Origin of the sequence: Variovorax sp. JS1663, from assembly GCF_002157355.1 — a bacterium.
In the GTDB taxonomy this organism is placed as follows: Bacteria; Pseudomonadota; Gammaproteobacteria; order Burkholderiales; family Burkholderiaceae_C; genus Variovorax.
The window spans coordinates 139882-159576 of sequence record NZ_LYMK01000006.1 but is presented as its reverse complement, the minus strand read 5'-3'; the positions used below and the strand labels follow the sequence as shown (position 1 = coordinate 159576).

The following is a 19695-nucleotide window of genomic DNA, read 5'->3' as shown; positions in this document are numbered from 1 at the left end:
TCACCCCCTCCGTCTGGATGATCTTTCTGTTTCGATTGCTCGCCCGTGTGCCGCTGCGCTGGATGCAGGCCGCCGGCCGCTGCCTGGGCTGGCTCGTGTGGTGGGGCTCGCCCACCTACCGCCAGCGCTTCAGGGACAACGCCGAGCGCGCCGGCTTCACGCCCGAGCAATACCGCCCGGCCATCGGCGCGGCGGGCGCGATGGCGGCGGAGTTGCCCTGGCTGTGGGCGCGGCCGCAGGACGAGAGCGTGCTTCCGCGCATTGCCCGCTGGGAGGGTGTGGACGAACTGGAGGCGGCGCTGGCGGCGCGCAGGGGCGTGATCATCGCCTCGCCGCACATCGGCTGCTGGGAAATCCTGGGCCAGGCGCTCGGCGAGCGCTTCGTCGGCAGCTACGGCCCGATCACCGCGTTGTTCAGGCCGCACCGCAAGAAGTGGATGGCAGAGCTCCTTGCCTCCGGCTCGCGCGACCGGCGCGGCCTGCAGACCCTGCCCACCAGCGTGGCTGGCGTGCGCGGGCTGATCCGCACGCTGCGCCAGGGCGGCTACACCGGCATCCTGCCGGATCAGGTGCCGCCGTTGGGGCAGGGCGTGTGGGCGCCCTTCCTCGGGCGGCCGGCCTATACCATGACCCTGCTGCCGCGCCTCGCGCAGCAGACCGGGGCGCGCGTCTTCTTCGGCGTGTGCGAGCGGCTGCCGCGCGGCGCCGGCTATGCCATCCGCCTGACGCCGTTCGACGGCACTGCCCTCGGCGATCCGAAGGCCACACCCGAGGCCGCCGCGACTGCCATGAACGAAGGCATCGCCGCGCTGATCCACGCGCTTCCGGGGCAGTACGTCTGGGACTACGCGCGCTACAAACAGCCGCGCGGGGAAGCGGCGGTTGTGGCCGAGGTGTCGTCATGAGCCTTTCCTCCCAGATCGGCATCGCTTTCATGCGTGCGCTGGCTCATGTGCCGCTACCTGCGGTGCGGGGCTTCGGCGCCTTCATGGGCCATGTGCTCCACAGCGTCGCCGCGTCGCGCCGGCGGGTGGTGGACGCCAACCTGGCGCTGTGCTTCCCCGAGAAAACGGCCGCCGAGCGGCGCCGCATCGCGCGCGAGACCTTCGTCTACGTGGCGCAGTCCTGGCTGGACCGCGGCTGGCTCTGGCATGCACCCGAGGCCACCGTGGCGGCCCGCCTCACGGTGAAGGGCGCCGCCGCCGAGATCCACGAGATCGCCAACGGCACCGAGCCGATGATCCTGTTCGCGCCGCATTTCTATGGGCTCGACGCGGCCGCCACCGCGCTGACCATGCACACGGCGCGGCCCTCCACCACCATCTACACCACGCAGCGCGACCCGATGGTGGACGCGTGGATTCGGGAAGGCCGCAAGCGCTTCGGCAACGTGATCACGCTGAACCGGGTCGACGGCATCAAGCCGATCATTGCCGGGCTGCGCAAGGGCGGACTGCTGTACCTCCTGCCCGACATGGACTTCGGCCGGGACCAGACGGTCTTCGTGCCTTTCTACGGCGTGCCGGCCGCCACCGTGCCTTCGCTGTCGCGCTTCGCCCGGCTCGGGCGGGCCAAAGTGGTGCCGGTGGTCTCCAAGCTGACGCCCACCGGCTACGAGATCGAGGTGCTGCCCGCCTGGGCTGACTTCCCGACCGAGGACGTGGTGGCCGACACGGCGCTGATGAACGAGCGCCTGCAAAGCTACATCGACACCATGCCCTCGCAGTATTACTGGGTGCACCGGCGCTTCAAGACACGCCCCGAGGGCGCGGCGCCCGTCTACTGAGTCCGCGCGATGAAGGCCTCGATCTCGCCGGCCACGTACTGCGGCTGCTCATGGACGATCCAATGGGTGGCGTCGGGCACCTTCTTGAGATCGAGCTTCGGCACGTAGTCCTCCAGGCCCTCGAGCAGGCCTGGCAGCAGTGCCGCGTCGTCCAGCGCCCAGAAGACGAAGGTGGGCACCTCCACCACCAGCCGATCGCGCGACAGCTCAGGGAACTCGACGGCCGGCTGTCCGGGGATGGCCGGCTTCATCGGCGTGACGCGGTAGAGGTTGCAGGCACCGGTGAGGCCATGGTCCCACACCTCGCGGTACTTGTTCTTGACTTCCTCGGTCAGCCAGCCGTAGCCCTCGGGCCCGGCCTTCATCTGGGTGAACGACAGCCACAGGCGCTTGTAGTCGTCGGCCGAGAGCAGCGCCTCGGCGTCGGGTCGCGCCAGGAAGTTCATGTACATGCTGGCGGCCTGCTGGGCCGGGTTGTCGCGCAGCTCGCGCATGAAGGTGCCCGGGTGCGGCGAGTTGATGATCACCAGCCGGCCCAGCTTGTCCGCATGCTGGTTGCCGTAGCCCCAGCCGAAGGCGCCGCCCCAGTCGTGCGCCACCAGCACCTCGATGCGGCCGTCCGCGCGCTCGCTCTGGGCGAGCTGCTCGATGTCCTGGATCAGCAGGTGGGCGCGGTAGGCCGACACCTCGCTGGGCGAACTGGACTTCTCGAAGCCGCGCAGGTTGGGTGCCACGCAGCGAAAGCCGCCATGCTCGGGCTGGCTGAAGTGCTCGAGCAGCGCGTCCCAGATGAAGGCGGCCTCCGGGAAGCCGTGCAGGAAGACCATCAAGGGGCGGCCGGACTCGCCGGCGGCGCGGCAGCTGAGCGTCGTGCCGTTGGGCAGCGCGCGGGCAAAGGTCTGGATCATGAGGGGTTGTCTCCTTCTTCCGTCGGTTCGGCGGCCGGCTCGTCCTGCGGATGGGTCCAGCGCCACAGCAGTTCGGCCGTTTCGTCCACTCCCTGTTGTTTCAAGGCTGAGAAGAGTTTGACCTCGCCGCCGCCGGCCTGCAGTCGCGCAATCGACAGCGCCTTGGCGCCCTCGGCGCGGGAGAGCTTGTCGGCCTTGGTCAGCAGCACGAGGAACTTCAGGCCCTGCTCGACCCGCGGGCGGATCACCTCCAGCAGGATCTCGTCGAGCTCGGTCAGGCCATGGCGCGGGTCGCACAGCAGGACCACGCCGCGCAGGCTGTCGCGCGTCATCAGGTAATTGCCCATCACGCGCTGCCAGCGCAGCTTGGCCTCGCGCGGCACGGCCGCGTAGCCGTAGCCGGGCAGGTCGGCCAGTACGGCGTCGTCCACCTTCTGCCGGCCGACGCCGAACAGGTTGATGTGCTGGGTGCGGCCCGGCGTCTTGGAGGCGAAGGCCAGGCGCGTCTGCTGCGTCAGGGTGTTGATGGCGGTGGACTTGCCGGCGTTGGAGCGCCCGACGAAGGCGATCTCGGGCAGGCCGAGCGGAGGCAAGTGCTCCAGTTGGGGGGCGCTGGTGAGGAAATGCGCGGTGTGCAGCCAGCCGCGTGCGGCGCGCATGCTCTCGGCGGTAGCGCCATCGGCGGCCGCCTTGCGGGGATAGGAGGGGGCCGGCTTGCGGCTCGGAGCGGTCATCGGTGGCGCCTCGGTCACGGGGCGTCACATTGTAGAATCGCCAGGTTTTGCGCCATCAATCCCAAGCCCCCGATATGAAGTTGTTTGCCCGTTTCCTGCTTGCAGCCCTCGTGGGCGCCGCCGCCAGCGCCAGCTTCGCGGCCGACGATCCGGAGAGCAAGCCGGCTGCCGCAGCGGCACCTGCCAAGGTCGCCAGGCCCGATCCCGCCAAGGGCGACACCCTCTTCAACAACACCCCGGCCAACAGCCAGAGCTGCGCTTCGTGCCACAACGCGGACGGCAACTCGGCCATCGCGGCCAATCCCAAGCTGGCGCAACAGCACCCCGAATACATCCTCAAGCAGCTGCAGGACTTCAAGTCCGGCAAGCGCAAGAGCGCGATCATGAAGCCGCTGGCCTCGGCCCTGTCCGAGGAAGACATGCGCAACGTGGCGTATTTCGTCGGCTCCAAGAAGGTCAAGCCCGGCTTCTCGAAGGAGAAGGACCTGGTGGCGCTGGGCGAGAAGATCTACCGCGGCGGCATCGGCGACCGCCAGATCCCGGCCTGCGCCGGCTGCCACAGCCCCAACGGCGCCGGCATCCCGGCCCAGTACCCCCGCCTGGGCGGCCAGCATGCCGACTACACCGTGGCCCAGTTGAACCAGTTCCGAGACGGCACACGCCAGAACAGCCCCCAGATGAACGGCGTGGCCGCCAAGCTCAACGACCGAGAGATCAAGGCGGTGTCCGACTACATCGCCGGCCTGCGCTGATCGCCCGCTTTTCCGCGTGAACTAACCGCCGATAACAAACCCCAACAGGGCGGGCCGATCCCAAGGAGGATGGCCCGCCTTTTTGCTTTCTCCCTCGCCCGTCATGTCAGTCTTCACCCACGGCCTTCGCGTCCGCAGCGGCCCCCATGCGGTCCGCGCGCTGGTGGAACTGCTGTCGTCGATGCGCTTCGCGATCGCGCTGCTGACGGTCATCTGCATCGCGTCCATCATCGGCACCGTGCTCAAGCAGCACGAGCCCATCAACAACTACATCAACCAGTTCGGGCCCTTCTGGGCCGAGGTGTTCCGCGCGGCCCGGCTCGATTCGATCTACAGCGCCTGGTGGTTCCTGCTGATCCTGGCCTTCCTGGTGGTCAGCACCTCGCTGTGCATTGCACGCAACACGCCGCGCATCTTCGCCGACCTGAAGAACTACAAGGAAAGCATCCGCGTCCAGAGCCTGCGGGCCTTCGGTCAGCGTGCCGAGACGGTGCTCCAGGAGACGCCGGACGGCGCGGCCAACCGCATCGGCCAGCTGCTCGCCGGCGGCGGCTGGAAGGTCAAGCTGCAGCACCGCGACGGCGATGGCTGGATGGTGGCGGCTCGGGCGGGCGGCGCGCACAAGCTGGGCTACATCGCGGCGCACGGCGCCATCGTCCTGGTGTGCCTGGGTGGGCTGTTCGACGGCGACCTGATCGTGCGGGCCCAGACCTGGTTCAACGGAAAGAGCGTCTACACCGGCGGTGGCCTGATCGCCGACGTGGCGCCGCAGCACCGGCTGTCGCCGAACAATCCCACCTTCCGCGGCAACATCCTCGTGCCGGAGGGCGGGCAGGGCAGCGTCGCGATCCTCATCCAGTCCGACGGGGTGCTGCTGCAGGAGTTGCCCTTCTCCATCGAGCTCAAGAAGTTCATCGTCGACTACTACGCGACCGGCATGCCCAAGCTGTTCGCCAGCGAAGTGGTGCTGCACGACCGCGAGACCGGGCGGCAGGTGCCGGCGCGCATCGAGGTGAACCACCCCGCGAGCTACAAGGGCATCGAGATCTACCAGTCCAGTTTCGACGACGGCGGCTCCAGCGTGAAGCTCAAGGCCGTGCCCATGGGGGCGGCAGCCAAGTCCTTCGAGCTCGAGGGCGTCATCGGCAACAGCGCCGAAATCACCAACGGCACCGAGCGGCTGACGCTGGAATACACGGCGCTGCGCGTGATCAATGTCGAGAACTTCGGCGATGCCGGCGCGCTGACCAGCGGCGCCGACGTGCGCAAGGTCGACCTCCGGAGCGACATCGAATCGCGTCTGGGCGCGGCCAACAAGACGAACAAGCCCAAGGTGCTGCGCAACATCGGCCCGAGCATCGGCTACAAACTGCGCGACGCGGCCGGTCAGGCGCGCGAGTACCAGAACTACATGGTGCCGGTGGACACCGGCGACGGCCAGCCGGTGTTCCTGCTCGGCATGCGGGAGCGGCCGGAGGAGCCCTTCCGCTACCTGCGCGTGCCGGCTGATGACCAGGGTTCGATGGACGGCTTCGTTCGCATGCGCGCCGCCCTGGCCGACGCCGACATGCGCACCCGCGCGATCGAGCGCTACATCGCGCGCACCACCGACCCGAAGCGGCCCGAGCTGGCCCAGCAGCTGCGCATCTCGGCCGGCCGGGCGCTGGCCCTCTTCGCCGGCGCCGAGCGGGCCAAGGCAGATGCGGTGAGCAGCGGCGGCTGGCAGGCGATCGCCGAGTTCATGGAGGCCAACGTGCCCGAGGCCGAGCGCGAGCGGGCCGGGGCCGTGCTGGTGCGCATCCTCAACGACGTGCTGTACGAGGTGTTGAACCTCAGCCGCGAGAAGGCGAGCCTGGCCGTGCTGCCGGCCGATGACAAGACGCAGACCTTCCTGACCCAGGCCGTGCTGGCCCTGAGCGACTCCTACTTCTATCCGGCGCCGGTGGCGATGATGCTGACCGACTTCCAGCAGGTGCAGGCCAGCGTGTTCCAGGTCGCCCGTGCCCCTGGCAAGAACATCGTCTACCTAGGCTGCCTGTTGCTGATCGTGGGCATTTTTGCCATGCTCTACGTGCGCGAGCGCAGGCTCTGGGTGTGGCTGGCCAAGGATGCGAAGGGGGGTGGCACCGAGGCCACCATGGCCTTCTCGGTCAACCGCAAGACCATCGACAGCGACCGCGAATTCGAGCGCCTGAAAGACCGGCTGCTCGCCCTCCGAAAGGACAGTGCATCATGAGCACCACGACCCTCACGCTCCACGACAGCTGGCGCTCGCGCCGCAACGCCTTCGACTGGGTGTTCGCCGTGCTGGTGCTGGCCGGCGGGCTGTCCGCCTTCTCGCGCTACGCCGGGGCGATGGACATCTACGAGAAAGTCATCCTGCTGGGGGCGATGCCCTTCGCCATCTGGCTCGGCTGGTTCTGGCGGCCATTGCGCGTGCTGGCGATCGTGGTGGCCGCGGCGGCGCTGCTGGGCATCGTGTCCTACCAGGGCGACCTGGCGCGTGCGGAGCAGGTGTTCTGGCTCAAGTACTTCCTCTCCAGCCAGTCGGCCATCCTCTGGATGAGCGTGCTCTTCTTCATGAGCACGCTGTTCTACTGGATCGGCTTCTTCAGCGGCAAACAGGCCGACACCATGGACCTGATCGGTTCCCGCCTGGCCTGGGCCGCGGTCACGATGGCGCTGATCGGCACCATGGTGCGCTGGTACGAGAGCCACCAGCTCGGCCCGGACATCGGCCATATCCCCGTCAGCAACCTCTACGAGGTCTTCGTGCTCTTCTGCTGGCTGACGGCAACCTTCTACCTGTACTACGAGTCGCGCTACGGTACGCGCGCCTTGGGTGCCTTCGTCATGCTGGTGGTGAGCGCGGCGGTCGGCTTCCTGCTCTGGTACACGCTGGTGCGCGAGGCCCACGAGATCCAGCCCTTGGTGCCGGCCCTCCAGAGCTGGTGGATGAAGCTGCACGTGCCGGCCAACTTCATCGGCTACGGCACCTTCGCGCTGGCGGCCATGGTGGCCTTCGCCTACCTCATCAAGGAACAGGCGCAGGAGACACGCTGGTACCGGCTCACGCCCATGTGGCTGCTGGGCGTGGCGCTGTGCTTCGTGCCGGTGGCCTTCCGCCAGCGTGCGCAGGAGGCCGGCGGCAGCTACTGGCTCGTCTACGCGGCCATCTCGGCCGTGATTGCGGCGGGCATCTTGCTGGGCCGCCGGCGCATCGCGGCGCGGCTGCCGGCCAACGAGGTGCTGGATGACGTGATGTACAAGTCGATCACCGTCGGCTTCGCCTTCTTCACCATCGCCACCGTGCTGGGCGCGCTGTGGGCGGCCGATGCCTGGGGCGGCTACTGGAGCTGGGACCCGAAGGAGACTTGGGCGCTGATCGTCTGGCTCAATTACGCGGCCTGGCTGCACATGCGGCTGGTCAAGGGGCTGCGCGGCACCGTGGCCGCCTGGTGGGCCTTGGCCGGGCTGGCGGTGACCACGTTCGCCTTCCTGGGCGTCAACATGTTCCTGAGCGGGCTGCACAGCTACGGCACCTTGTAACGGGGCGGGTGAATCCGCCGGAACATCCGTCGCGTAACCGAATCAGCACTGGGAACGAACTGATTCCAGTACGACAAAACAGCTGAAAGGCGATCCATGTTGATTCGTTCCGATGATTCCGGCTTCATCCACCCGCGGTCCAGCGAGATCACGCCACGCGCCGCCTACGAAGGCCGGCGCGACATGCTCAAGCTGCTGGCCGGCGGCGTGGCCGGTGCGGCGCTCGCTTCCTGGGCTGCCCGCGATGCGCTGGCGCAGGCCGTCGCGCCCGGCAAGCTGGCTGCGTTGAAGGGCGAGAAGTCGGCGGTGGCCGGTGCGCAGACCATGGAGAAGCTCACCGACTACAAGGACGCCACGAGCTACAACAACTACTACGAGTTCGGCACCGACAAGGGCGACCCGGTCAAGAACGCCGGTACCCTGAAGACCCGGCCGTGGACCGTCGAGGTCGAGGGGCTGGTCAAGAAGCCGGGCAAGTACGGCATCGAGGACCTGGTCAAGCTCAGCGCGCAGGAAGAGCGCATCTACCGCCTACGCTGCGTCGAGGGCTGGTCGATGGTGATCCCCTGGGTCGGCTATTCGCTGGCCGAGCTCATCAAGCGGGTGGAGCCGCAGGGCAGCGCCAAGTACGTCGAATTCGTCACCCTGGCCGATCCCAAGACCATGCCCTTCGTGGGTTCGCGCGTGCTGGATTGGCCTTACGTGGAAGGGCTGCGCATGGATGAGGCCATGCATCCCCTCACGTTGCTGACCTTCGGCATGTACGGCGAGGTGCTGCCCAACCAGAACGGTGCACCGGTGCGCATCGTGGTGCCGTGGAAGTACGGCTTCAAGAGCGGCAAGTCGATCGTGAAGATCCGCTTCGTCGAGAAGGAGCCGGGGACCGCCTGGAACAAGGCGGCGGCGCAGGAGTATGGCTTCTATTCGAACGTCAACCCGAATGTCGACCATCCGCGCTGGAGCCAGGCGACCGAGCGGCGCATCGGCGATGGCTCGGGGCTGTTCGCCAAGCGGAACAAGACCTTGATGTTCAATGGCTACGAGCCGCAGGTCGGCCAGCTCTACGCCGGCATGGACCTCAAGAAGTTCTACTGAGCCGGGCCTGGCCATGAACAAGCTGCTGCTGCACCCGGCTGCCAAACCACTGGTGTTCATCCTTTCCCTGCTGCCCTTTGCATGGCTGGCCTATGGCGCGTTCACCGACGGGCTCGGCGCCAATCCGGCCGAGTACCTCATCCGTTCGACGGGCGACTGGACCCTGCGCTTCATCTGCATCGTGCTGGCGGTCACGCCGCTGCGCGTGATCTTCAAGATCAATGCACTGGCGCGCTTCCGGCGCATGCTGGGCCTCTTCGCGTACTTCTATGTCGTCGTCCACCTGCTGAGCTACAGCCTGTTCGACATGGGCTTCGACATTCCGGAGATCGCCAAGGACATCGCCAAGCGCCCCTTCATCCTGGTGGGCTTCAGCGCCTTCGTGCTGCTCACGCCGCTGGCGGCCACGTCGTTCAATCGCGCGATCAAGGCACTGGGCGCGAAGCGCTGGCAGACGCTGCACAAGCTGGTCTACCTGATCGCCGGCCTGGGGCTGCTGCACTTCTTCTGGATGCGCGCTGGCAAGAACAACTTCGCGGAGGTGTTCGTCTACGCCGCGATCCTGGCGGTGCTGCTGGGATGGCGTGTCTGGAATTTCGCGCGGAACAGGAAGAGCGCGCCTCGGCCGTCGCCGGCCGGGCGTGTGCAGATGAGCAAGTGAGGCCGGCGATCAGTCGCCGAGACGCTCGCTGCGCAGTTGGTCCTCGATGGTCTCGCGGCGGCGGATCAGGCCGGCGCGTTCGCCGCTGACCAACAACTCGGCTGCGCGGCCGCGGGTGTTGTAGTTGCTCGCCATCGCCATCGAATAGGCGCCGGCCGAGAGCACCGCCAGCAGATCGCCGGCCTGCACGTCCAATGCGCGGTCGCGGCCCAGCCAGTCGCCGCTCTCGCAGACCGGGCCGACCACGTCGTAGGTCACGGCCTGGCCTTCCTGGCGTGGCGCCAATGGCACGATCCGATGGAAGGCTTGGTACATCGCAGGTCGCGGCAGGTCGTTCATCGCCGCATCGACGATGCAGAAGTTCTTGGCTTCGCCCGGCTTGGTGTAGAGCACCTCCGTCACGCACAGGCCCGCATTGCCGACCAGCGAACGGCCCGGCTCGACGATCAGGCGCCGCCGGCCGAAACCGCGAGCATCGAGGCGCGCCAGCAACTGCTGCCAGAGCGCATCGGCCGCGGGCGGCGTGTCACCGTTGTAGTCAATGCCCAGGCCGCCACCGAAGTCCAGGTGATGCAGCGGGATGCCGGCCTTTTCGATGGCTTCGACCAGGTCGAGCACGCGCTCCAGCGCCTCGAGGTAGGGCGCGGCCTCGGTGATCTGCGAACCGATGTGGCAGTCGATGCCCACCACCTGCAGGCCCTCGAGCGAAGCCGCATGCTGGTAGATGGCCACGGCGCGGTCGTGCGCGATGCCGAACTTGTTGCCCTTGAGGCCGGTGGAGATGTAGGGATGGGTCTTCGGGTCGACGTTGGGGTTGATGCGCACGCTGATGGCAGCGCGGCACCCTTCCTCGAGCGCGACCGCGTTCAGCACGTCGATCTCGGCCTCGCTTTCCACGTTGAAGCAGGCGATGCCCGCGGCCAGTGCCTGGCGCATCTCGGCCCGCGTCTTGCCGACGCCGGAGAAGATCACCTTGGCCGGATCGGCGCCTGCCGCGAGCACGCGTGCGAGCTCGCCGCCGGAAACGATGTCGAAGCCGCAGCCCGCCTCGGCGAAGACGCGCAGCACGCCGAGCGAGGAGTTGGCCTTGATCGCATAGCAGACCAGGGCGTCGCGGCCCTCGAAACCGCGCTGGTAGGCAGCCAGGGCATCCAGCATCCATTGCTTGGAGTAGACGAACAGCGGCGTGCCGTGCTCCTGCGCGAGGGCTGGCAGCGCCACACCCTCCACGTGGAGCGTGCCGTCCCGGTAGGCGATATGTGGGTGGCCAGGAAGGCGTTGAGTCTCGTCGCTCACTTCGTTCCTTCGCTTTTTGGTGCCGAGGTGCCGTTTGCATCAGCGGGGCGCTGTGCGGGAGTCGCACCCGTGCCACCCGCCGCCGCGTCTTTGCCGTTCGAGTTGGGCAGCAGCAGTTCAGGAAGCGTGGCACGGTCCTTGGCGGCCGGTTCGGTCGGAAGATAGAGCGCACCCTTCTGCCCACAGCCACCGAGCGCGACCCCGACGAGCACGAGGCCAATGGCGCTCACTAGAATTTGACGAACATTCGACATGCTGAAATTGTAATGACCGACCCTGAGTACATGGACTGCGCGGAAGCGGCGCTGGCCGCCATCGAGCGCAACTGCGACCGCATCAACGACACGACCGATGCCGACATCGACAACCAGCGCGTGGGCGGCATGATCACCATCAGCTTCCGCAACGGCAGCCAGCTGATCGTCAATCTGCAGAAACCTTTGCACGAGATCTGGCTGGCGGCTCGCTCCGGCGGCTACCACTACCGGCATGACGGTCAGGCGTGGGTCGACACCAAGAGCGGGGAGGAACTGTTCGGTCAGCTCTCGCGCGAGGCGAGTGCGCAGTCCGGTCTTCCGCTGCAGTTTGCCGCCGTCTGAAGGCCGTCAGTTGCGGAACAGGTCGAGGATGCGGCTGCGCTCTTCCGGCTGCGGCGTCGGGCTGATGGGCACGCCCGAGATCGCCTCCACCGGTGGCGTCGGGCCCGCTTCGACGCCCAGAGTGGCCACACCGCGACCCGGCGCGTAGTCGTCGTAATACCACTCGCCGCCCACGTTGACCACGCCGGTCGGAGGTGTGGCGGTCAGCTCCGTCACTGGCACACCCTTGATCGCGGTTTCCATGTAGCTGATCCAGATCGGCAGGCTCAGCCCGCCGCCGGTCTCGCGGTCGCCCAGCTTGCGCGGCGTGTCGTACCCCATCCAGGCCACGGCGGCCATCGTGGGCTGGAAGCCGGCGAACCAAGCGTCCAGCGAGTCGTTGGTGGTGCCGGTCTTCCCATAGAGATCGGGCCGCTTCAGCGTGGCCTGTGCCTTGGCGGCAGTGCCGCTGCGCGCCACTTCCTGCAGCAGGCTGTCCATGATGAAGGCGTTGCGCTGCGGGATCGCGCGCATGGTCTCGTTGAGCAATGGTGGCTGGGTCTCCACCAGCACCTTGTCCTTGTGGTCGGTGATGCGCGTCACGAGGTAGGGATTGACGCGATAGCCGCCGTTCGCGAACACGGAGTAGGCGGTGGCCATCTGCATTGGCGTGACCGCGCCGGCGCCCAGTGCCATCGGCAGGTAGGCAGGATGCTTCTCGCGCTCAAAGCCGAAGTTGCCGATCCAGTCCTGCGCGTAACGCGTCCCGATGGATTGCAGCACGCGGATCGACACCATGTTCTTGGACTTGGCCAGCGCGCGGCGCAGGGACATCGGGCCCTCGAAGTTGCCGTCGTAGTTCTTGGGCTCCCAGGGTTGGCCGCCGGTGGTGCCGGCGTCGAAGAATAGTGGTCCGTCGTTGACCACCGTCCCCGGCGTGAAGCCCTTCTCGAGGGCCGCCGAGTAGATGAAGGGCTTGAAGCTCGACCCCGGCTGCCGCCAGGCCTGCGTGACGTGGTTGAACTTGTTCTTGTCGAAATCGAAGCCGCCGACCATGGCCTTGACCGCGCCGTCGCGCGGATCCAGCGCCACGAAGGCGCCCTCGACCTCGGGCAGCTGGGTGATTTCCCAGGTGTTCTTCGGCGTCTTCACAACGCGGATCACCGCGCCGCGGCGGATCTTGATATTGGGCGGAGCCTTGTCAGAAAGTCCCGATTGCGCGGGCCGCAGACCTTCGCCGGTGATCTGCAGGGTGTCGCCGTTGGCGCGTATGGCGTTGATCTCCTTTGCGCTGGCCTTGAGTACAACCGCCGACATCACGTCGCCGTTGTCCGGGTGCTCGGCCAGTGCATCGTCGACTGCCTCGTCCAGCTCTTTGGCGTCGTTCGGCAAGTCGACGAACTTCTCGGGCCCGCGGTAGATCTGGCGGCGCTCGAAGTCCATGATGCCCTTGCGCAGCGCCTTGTAGGCCGCCGCCTGGTCGACTGCCACCAGCGTGGTGTAAACCTTCAGGCCACGGGTGTAGGTGCTGTCGCCGTACTGGGCGTACATCAGCTGGCGCACGGTCTCCGCCACATACTCGGCGTGCAGCCGGGTCGGGTCCGCGCCGTCGCGCAGGTGCAGTTCCTCCTTCTTCGCGTCGGCGGCCTGCTCGGCCGTAATGAAACCGGCCTCTTGCATGCGGTCGATCACATAGAGCTGACGCCCGCGGGCACGCGATGGGTTGTTGACCGGGTTATTCGCGCCCGGTGCCTTCGGCAGACCTGCCAGCATCGCCGCCTGGGCAATGGAAATGTCATGGAGCGGCTTGCCGAAATAGGCTTCCGAAGCGGCCGCGAAACCGTAGGCCCGGTTGCCCAGGTAGATCTGGTTGAGATAGATCTCGAAGATCTGGTCCTTGGTCAGCAGGTGCTCGAGCTTGAAGGTGAGCAGCACCTCGTAGATCTTGCGGGTCAGCGTTTTCTCGGAGCTCAGGTAGACATTCCGCGCTACCTGCATGGTGATGGTGGAGGCGCCCTGGCTCTTCACCCGGTTCATGTTGGCGAGCCCGGCGCGCAGCAGGCCCTTGTAGTCAACGCCGCCATGATCGTAGAAGCGCGCATCCTCGGCCGCCAGGACGGCGTCCTTCATCACCTTCGGGATGGTCGCGATCGGCGTGAGGTTGCGGCGCTCCTCGCCGAACTCGCCGATCAGGATGCCCTCGGAAGAAAACACTCGCAACGGCAGCTTGGGCCTGTAGTCCGCGAGTTCGGAAATGTCGGGAAGGTTCGGATACGCCACTGCCAGCGCCACGGCCACGATACACGCCAGTGCCACCGCGCCCGCCGCAGCCAGGCCGAGGCCCCACAGCACGAGGCGCGTCAGCCAGGTCAGCCAGACGGGGCGCGTCGGGGGCGGAGGAGTCTTGGCGGGCCCGTTGGGGCGAGTTTTTTCGGGCATGGAGGGAGATTGAAGTCAGCGCCAATTATAAAAAGCGCCCCCTCCAGACGGGCATTGAAGAGGACATAAAACCCAAGTACTCGCATTCGTGACGTAAGTTGTGAATCGGGCCTGTTACGTTCCCTTTTGACAACGCTTGATACAAGACTTGAGGTTCTCGCGCTTGGTTGGCCGTAAACGTCCTGCTAGCATGCACCCACACGCAAATATTTCTAATCGTTACAAACGGAACGGGATTTAACTTGGCTGCTCTCGGATCGCTGTTTCGCCGTCAACCCGCGCCGCTGCTCGGGTTGGACGTCAGCTCGTCCAGTGTCAAGCTGGTCGAACTCGGACGTGACGCCAGCGGCAAGCTGGTTCTTGAGCGTTGTGCGATCGAACCGCTGGAGCGGGGCTGGATCACGGACGGCAATGTCGAGAAGTTCGACGAGGTGGCCGAGGCGGTCCGGCGCGTGGTGCGCAAGAGCGGCAGCCGCACCAAGAACGCTGCGTTGGCTCTGCCGCCGTCGGCCGTCATCACGAAGAAGATCGTCTTGCCCGGCGGAATGAGCGAGCAGGAGCTCGAGATCCAGGTGGAGTCGGAGGCCAATCAGTACATCCCGTTCTCGCTCGACGAGGTGAGCCTGGACTTCTGCGTCATCGGCCAGAGCGCGAACACGGTGGGTGACGTCGAAGTCTTGATTGCCGCCTCGCGCAAGGAAAAAGTACAGGACCGCCAGGGCTTGGCGGAAGCGGCGGGCCTGAAGGCCGTCATTCTCGACGTCGAATCCTATGCCTCGCGGCTCGCGACGGCGCGTTTGATCGAGCAGCTTCCCGGTCAGGGCCGTGATGCTGTGGTGGCACTGTTCGAGGTGGGCGCCTTCACGACCAGCATGCAGGTGTTGCGCAACCAGGAGGTGCTGTACGACCGCGACCAGGCCTTCGGCGGCGCTCAGCTCACACAATTGATCGTGCGGCAGTACGGCTTTTCCGCGGAAGAGGCCGAAACGAAGAAGCGCAGTGGCGATCTCCCCGACGACTACGGTTCCGGCGTGCTCAAGCCCTTTGTGGCGAGCATCGCCCAGGAAATCGCCAGGGCGTTGCAGTTCTTCTTCACCAGCACACCGCACAACCGGGTCGACTACGTGCTGCTCGCGGGCGGATCGGCCGCACTTCCGGGGCTGACCAGCGCCGTCACGCGGCAGACTTCCTTTGCCTGCTCGCTGGTCAATCCTTTCGACGGCATGGAAATTGGCAGTGGCATCCGCGAAAAGAAGGTCCGGCGCGAGGCGCCCTCGTACCTGACCTCGTGCGGCCTGGCGATGCGGAGGTTCCTGCAGTGATCTTGATCAACCTGCTCCCGCACCGGGAAGCCGCGCGCAAGCGCCGGCGAGAGACGTTCTATGCCGCACTGGGCGCCTCGGCGGTGCTGGGCTGCCTGATCGCGGGCGCAGCTTTTCTTTGGTACCAGGCCCAGATCGCCGATCAACAGGCCAAGAACAGCTTTCTCCAGGCCGAGATCAGGAAACTGGAAGCCGAGATCAAGGAAATCTCCACCCTCCAGTCCGAGATCGCCGCCCTGCGTGCCCGGCAGCAGGCAGTAGAAGATCTCCAGGGCGACCGCAACATGCCGGTGCATCTGCTCAATGAACTCGTGCGGCAACTGCCCGACGGCGTCTACCTGACCAGCATGAAGCAGGAGAACCAGACAGTCACGCTGCTGGGCCAGGCGCAGTCCAACGAACGGGTGTCGGAGCTGCTGCGAAATCTGGGCAACAACAGTCCCTGGCTGGTCAAGCCGGAACTGGTGGAAATCACCGCTGGCAACGTCAGTCTGAGCCCGCGCGACCAGCGGCGGGTGGCCAACTTCACGATGCGCATCGGGCTCAAGCGGCCCACGGATGCGCAGAAGGCCGCACCCGGCGCGGGTGCGGCGGCATCGGCTGCGGGCAAGGGTTGAGCGGCATCATGGCAACCAAACGCGCTTCCAACATCGACATCAGCGCCGCTCTGCAGCGCTTCGGCGACCAGTTCCGTGGCCTGAACCCGAACGATCCTTCGGTGTGGCCGCCAGTGCCGCGCTACGCGCTGTGCGCGGTGGTCACGGCGCTGGTTCTCGTGGCCCTGTGGTTCGTGTGGCTCACCAATTCGAACGACGAGCTCGAGGCCGAGCGGGCCAAGGAGGTCGCGCTCCGGGCCGACTACCAGAAGAAGGTGGGGCAGGCCGCCAATCTCGAGCTGCTGAAGAAGCAGCGCGAGCAGGTCCAGCAGTATGTGACGCTGCTCGAGAAGCAACTGCCGAGCAAGGCCGAGATGGATGCCTTGCTCTCCGACATCAACCAGGCTGGGCTCGGCCGCAGCCTCCAGTTCGAGCTGTTCCGTCCGGGCCAGGTCGTCGTCAAGGACTACTACGCCGAACTGCCGATCGCGGTGAAGGTAACGGGTCGCTATCACGATATGGGTGCCTTCGTTGCGGATGTCGCCAATCTCTCGCGCATCGTGACGCTGAACAACCTGGCGGTCACCCCGGGCAAGGATGGCGCGCTGACCATGGACGCCACGGCGCGAACCTTCCGCTACCTGGATGAAGAAGAGCAGGCGGCGCAGAAGCGCGCTGCAGCAGCGGCGCAGAAGAAATGAGAAGGTTCTTTTACCCATTGTGGATCTGCGCCGTCGCCCTTGGCCTGAGCGGCTGCATGGGCTCCGACCAGGAGGAGCTCCAGCGCTGGATGGCCGAGCAGAAGGCGCAGGTGCGGCCCACCGTGCCGCCGATCACCGAGCCGAAGAAGTTCACGCCCCAGGCCTATACCGAAGCCAGCGCCTTCGAGCCCTTCAACATGCAAAAGCTCACGCAGGCCCTGCGCCGCGATTCGAACCAGCCCAGCACCTCGGGCCTGATCGCGCCTGAACTGACCCGTCGCAAGGAATCGCTGGAAGCTTTCCCGCTCGATTCGATGGCCATGGTGGGCAGCATGGTGCGCAATGGCCAGCCCGTGGCGCTGGTCACCGTCGACAAGCTGCTCTACCAGGTCCGGGTCGGAAACTATCTGGGCCTCAACTACGGGCGCATTACCCGAATCAGCGAAACCGAACTCGCCTTGCGTGAAATCGTGCAGGACGCCGCCGGTGAATGGATCGAACGCGTGGCGACGCTGCAGTTGCAAGAGAGGTCGAAATGAAACCCAAGAATTTCAGGTTCGCGCAGTGGCTGCGCGTGGTTGGTGCCGGCCTGCTCGCCTGTGGCGCGCTGGCGGTGGCGCATGCTCAGAACGCGATCGAATCGGTCACGAGCTCAATGCAGTCTGGCGCCGAAGTCGTGCGGATCGACCTCACGCAGCCGCTCGCTGCCCCGCCCACCGGCTTCGCGATCCAGGCGCCGGCGCGCATCGCCCTTGATTTTCCTGGCGTGACCAACGCCATCGGCCGCTCGGCGATCGACGTCAACCAGGGCAATCTGCGTTCCATCAACGTGGTGCAGGCAGGGGAGCGCACCCGGCTGGTTCTGAACCTGAAGCAAGCGACTGCCTACAAGGCCGAGATCCAGGGCAAGTCGCTCCTGGTTTCGCTCGAACCCGTTCCGGGCGCGGCCTTGGTGGCCTCGACGCCGCAGGCATTTTCCGAGAACCGCAATCGCGACATGCTGCCGCTGCGCGATGTCGATTTTCGGCTTGGTTCGGACAACACCGGCCGCGTGGTCGTTGACCTCGCAAACAATCAGGTGGGGGTGGACATTCGTCAGCAGGGACGCAACCTGGTGGTGGAGTTCACCAAGTCCACCCTGCCGGAAGGCCTGCGCCGCCGCCTCGACGTGTCGGATTTCGGCACGCCCGTGCAGACCGTGACGGCGCAGCAGGCCGGTGATCGCGTGCGCATGACCATCGAGCCCAAGGGCGACTGGGAGCACAGCGCCTACCAGAGCGAGAACCAGTTCGTGGTCGAGGTGCGTCCGCGCAAGGTCGATCCGACCAAGCTGACCCAGGGTGTCGGCTACACCGGCGAGAAGCTGTCGCTGAACTTCCAGAACATCGAGATCCGCTCGCTGCTGCAGGTGATCGCCGATTTCACGAACTTCAACATCGTGACCTCGGATTCCGTGACCGGTGCGCTGACTCTGCGTCTGAAAGATGTGCCCTGGGACCAGGCGCTCGACATCATCATGCAGGCCAAGAACCTGGGCATGCGCAAGAACGGTAGCGTGCTGTGGATCGCGCCCAAGGACGAGATCAACGCCAAGGAAAAGCTCGAGTTCGAGGCGCAGGCCGCGATCCAGAACCTGGAGCCGCTGCGCACCCAATCCTTCCAGCTGAATTACACCAAGGCCGTGACCATTGCCCAGGGCCTGACCGGTTCGGGCACGTCGAGCGGCGGCGGTTCGGGCACCACGACCCGCATCCTGAGCCCGCGCGGCAGCGTGATCGCCGAATCGCGGACCAACCAGCTCTTCGTCTCGGACATTCCCTCGCGCCTGCAACAGGTCGCCGAGCTGATCCAGAAGCTGGACGTGCCGGTGCGCCAGGTGCTGATCGAGGCGCGCATCGTGGAAGCCTCCGATACCTTCGGCAAATCCCTGGGCGTGCGGCTCGGTGGCGGCGTGTCCGGCGGCACGGTGGGCTCGAACAACGGTCGGCCTGTGTTCGGCAATATCGGCGCGGTTCCGGTCGTAACCCCGGCGACCGCCACCACGCCTGCCAGCGCGCTCACCACTTTCACGAACTCCAACTTCGTCAACCTGCCCTCGACTGGTGTGGCCGGCAACGGCAATGCGCCGGGCACCTTCGCCATCTCGCTGTTCAACTCCAGCTTCTCGCGCATGCTGAACCTCGAGATCTCGGCCCTGGAAGCCGACGGCAAGGGCAAGGTGGTGTCCAGCCCGCGTGTCGTGACCGCCGACCAGACCAAGGCGCTGATCGAGCAGGGCACGGAACTGCCCTATCAGGTTGCCACCTCCAGCGGCGCCACCTCCATCGCCTTCCGCAAAGCCAACCTGAAGCTCGAGGTGACGCCGCAGATCACTCCCGAGGGCAACATCATCCTGACGCTGGACGTCAACAAGGACACGGTCGGTCAGGCAACGACCGCCGGTTTCGCGATCAACACGAAGCATGTGCAGACCGAGGTGCTGGTCGAAAACGGCGGCACCGTGGTCATCGGTGGTATCTTCGAGCTCACCGAAACCAACGACGAATCGCGCGTGCCGGTGCTGGGTGAAGTGCCCTACGTGGGGGCACTGTTCCGCAAGCGCGAGCGCGTTGCCAACAAGACCGAAATGCTCGTCTTTATCACCCCGAAGATGATTACCGACCGTAACGCCGCGCGCTGACGCGCGTGGGTGTTCGCAGCATCGCGTGGCGGTCGCACTCGTCGGCCTGCCCGGCGCCGGAAAATCGGCGGTGGGCCGGCGCCTGGCTCAGCGTCTCCAGCTTCCCTTCATCGACAGCGACGACCTGATCGAGCGGCGCATCGGCTGCTCCATCCGCGATTTCTTCGAGCGCGAGGGCGAGCAGAGTTTCCGTGACCTTGAGCAAGAGGTGATCGCCGAACTTGCCGCCGCGGCCCACGGCATCGTGTCGACCGGCGGCGGCTCGGTGTTGCGCGAGGCCAATCGCCTCCAATTGCGCGAGCACTTCCACGTGATCTACCTGCGCTCCTCGCCCGAGGACCTGTTCCGGAGGCTGCGACACGATGTCAAGCGGCCCCTGCTGCAGGTCGCCGACCCGCTGGGCCGTCTGCATGAGCTTTATGCCGCGCGCGACCCGCTCTACCGCGAAACAGCGCACGATGTGGTCGAAACCGGCCGGCCCACCGTCGCGATGCTGGTGAACATCATCGTGATGCAGCTGGAGTTGGCCGGTCTGATATCCCCCGGGACCCGAAGCGATCCGCAGACCTGAGCCCGGGCCGGGCAGCATGCGCCTAAA

19 protein-coding genes are annotated in these 19695 nt (G+C 66.2%); 14 read left to right on the top strand and 5 right to left on the bottom strand.

From position 1 onward, the window contains the following. Positions 1 to 17: 17 nt before the first annotated feature. Positions 18 to 905, top strand: coding sequence for a lysophospholipid acyltransferase family protein (locus tag A8M77_RS07885; protein WP_086921002.1), 888 nt, complete (start codon positions 18 to 20; stop codon positions 903 to 905). Then, positions 902 to 1786 carry a lysophospholipid acyltransferase family protein gene (locus A8M77_RS07880; protein WP_086921001.1) on the top strand — a complete coding sequence of 295 codons (885 nt, stop codon included), beginning with the start codon at positions 902 to 904 and terminating at the stop codon, positions 1784 to 1786. Before A8M77_RS07885 ends, A8M77_RS07880 begins: the two co-directional genes overlap by 4 nt. Here the strand turns inward: A8M77_RS07880 and A8M77_RS07875 are convergent. Together A8M77_RS07875 and yihA are read right to left on the bottom strand one after the other, a co-directional pair. Next, positions 1780 to 2694, bottom strand: coding sequence for an alpha/beta fold hydrolase (locus tag A8M77_RS07875; protein WP_086921000.1), 915 nt, complete (start codon positions 2692 to 2694; stop codon positions 1780 to 1782). The genes A8M77_RS07880 and A8M77_RS07875 overlap by 7 nt on opposite strands. Further along, positions 2691 to 3428 (bottom strand): ribosome biogenesis GTP-binding protein YihA/YsxC, encoded by a 738-nt coding sequence (gene yihA, locus A8M77_RS07870; protein ID WP_086920999.1) that lies wholly within the window; start codon positions 3426 to 3428, stop codon positions 2691 to 2693. The genes A8M77_RS07875 and yihA overlap by 4 nt, the downstream gene beginning before the upstream one ends. A gap of 74 nt (positions 3429 to 3502) precedes the next feature. On the opposite strand from yihA, the gene A8M77_RS07865 reads away from it, so the two are divergent. From A8M77_RS07865 to A8M77_RS07845, 5 genes are all read left to right on the top strand, one after another. Further along, complete coding sequence (locus tag A8M77_RS07865) at positions 3503 to 4180, top strand: c-type cytochrome (protein WP_086920998.1); 678 nt, start codon at positions 3503 to 3505, stop codon at positions 4178 to 4180. A gap of 103 nt (positions 4181 to 4283) precedes the next feature. Then, positions 4284 to 6416 carry a cytochrome c biogenesis protein ResB gene (locus tag A8M77_RS07860; RefSeq protein WP_086920997.1) on the top strand — a complete coding sequence of 711 codons (2133 nt, stop codon included), beginning with the start codon at positions 4284 to 4286 and terminating at the stop codon, positions 6414 to 6416. Then, the gene (gene ccsB / locus A8M77_RS07855) at positions 6413 to 7729 is read left to right on the top strand and encodes a c-type cytochrome biogenesis protein CcsB (RefSeq protein WP_086920996.1); all 1317 of its coding nucleotides are present in this window, start codon (positions 6413 to 6415) and stop codon (positions 7727 to 7729) included. The genes A8M77_RS07860 and ccsB overlap by 4 nt, the downstream gene beginning before the upstream one ends. Positions 7730 to 7825: 96 nt before the next feature. Next, positions 7826 to 8824 carry a protein-methionine-sulfoxide reductase catalytic subunit MsrP gene (msrP, locus tag A8M77_RS07850; protein ID WP_086920995.1) on the top strand — a complete coding sequence of 333 codons (999 nt, stop codon included), beginning with the start codon at positions 7826 to 7828 and terminating at the stop codon, positions 8822 to 8824. 13 nt (positions 8825 to 8837) lie between these two features. Beyond that, positions 8838 to 9485 carry a sulfite oxidase heme-binding subunit YedZ gene (locus tag A8M77_RS07845; protein WP_086920994.1) on the top strand — a complete coding sequence of 216 codons (648 nt, stop codon included), beginning with the start codon at positions 8838 to 8840 and terminating at the stop codon, positions 9483 to 9485. Positions 9486 to 9494: 9 nt separating this feature from the next. Here the strand turns inward: A8M77_RS07845 and lysA are convergent, their stop codons facing one another. Both lysA and lptM read right to left on the bottom strand, forming a co-directional pair. Next, a complete protein-coding gene (gene lysA, locus A8M77_RS07840; RefSeq protein WP_086920993.1) occupies positions 9495 to 10781 on the bottom strand; it encodes a diaminopimelate decarboxylase in 1287 nt (428 codons plus the stop codon). Beyond that, the gene (gene lptM, locus A8M77_RS07835; RefSeq protein WP_086920992.1) at positions 10778 to 11035 is read right to left on the bottom strand and encodes an LPS translocon maturation chaperone LptM; all 258 of its coding nucleotides are present in this window, start codon (positions 11033 to 11035) and stop codon (positions 10778 to 10780) included. Before lptM ends, lysA begins: the two co-directional genes overlap by 4 nt. Positions 11036 to 11047: 12 nt before the next feature. On the opposite strand from lptM, the gene cyaY reads away from it, so the two are divergent. After that, positions 11048 to 11380, top strand: a complete 333-nt coding sequence (gene cyaY / locus A8M77_RS07830) for an iron donor protein CyaY (protein WP_086920991.1) — start codon at positions 11048 to 11050, stop codon at positions 11378 to 11380. 6 nt (positions 11381 to 11386) lie between these two features. Here cyaY and A8M77_RS07825 read toward each other — a convergent pair whose 3' ends face one another. Beyond that, entirely contained in the window at positions 11387 to 13798 is a 2412-nt protein-coding gene (locus A8M77_RS07825; protein ID WP_086920990.1) for a penicillin-binding protein 1A, read from the bottom strand. Positions 13799 to 14040: 242 nt separating this feature from the next. On the opposite strand from A8M77_RS07825, the gene A8M77_RS07820 reads away from it, so the two are divergent. Genes A8M77_RS07820 through A8M77_RS07795 form a run of 6 tightly spaced genes read left to right on the top strand, consistent with a single transcriptional unit; the run spans position 14041 to position 19668 of the window. After that, positions 14041 to 15120, top strand: coding sequence for a pilus assembly protein PilM (locus A8M77_RS07820; protein ID WP_086920989.1), 1080 nt, complete (start codon positions 14041 to 14043; stop codon positions 15118 to 15120). After that, positions 15117 to 15737 carry a PilN domain-containing protein gene (locus tag A8M77_RS07815; protein WP_086920988.1) on the top strand — a complete coding sequence of 207 codons (621 nt, stop codon included), beginning with the start codon at positions 15117 to 15119 and terminating at the stop codon, positions 15735 to 15737. The genes A8M77_RS07820 and A8M77_RS07815 overlap by 4 nt, the downstream gene beginning before the upstream one ends. Before the next feature lie 8 nt (positions 15738 to 15745). Continuing rightward, entirely contained in the window at positions 15746 to 16417 is a 672-nt protein-coding gene (locus tag A8M77_RS07810; protein ID WP_086920987.1) for a type 4a pilus biogenesis protein PilO, read from the top strand. Further along, positions 16414 to 16956 (top strand): pilus assembly protein PilP, encoded by a 543-nt coding sequence (locus A8M77_RS07805; RefSeq protein ID WP_086920986.1) that lies wholly within the window; start codon positions 16414 to 16416, stop codon positions 16954 to 16956. Before A8M77_RS07810 ends, A8M77_RS07805 begins: the two co-directional genes overlap by 4 nt. After that, a complete protein-coding gene (gene pilQ / locus A8M77_RS07800; RefSeq protein WP_086920985.1) occupies positions 16953 to 19097 on the top strand; it encodes a type IV pilus secretin PilQ in 2145 nt (714 codons plus the stop codon). The genes A8M77_RS07805 and pilQ overlap by 4 nt, the downstream gene beginning before the upstream one ends. Positions 19098 to 19122: 25 nt before the next feature. Continuing rightward, a complete protein-coding gene (locus tag A8M77_RS07795; protein ID WP_086920984.1) occupies positions 19123 to 19668 on the top strand; it encodes a shikimate kinase in 546 nt (181 codons plus the stop codon). Positions 19669 to 19695: the final 27 nt, after the last annotated feature.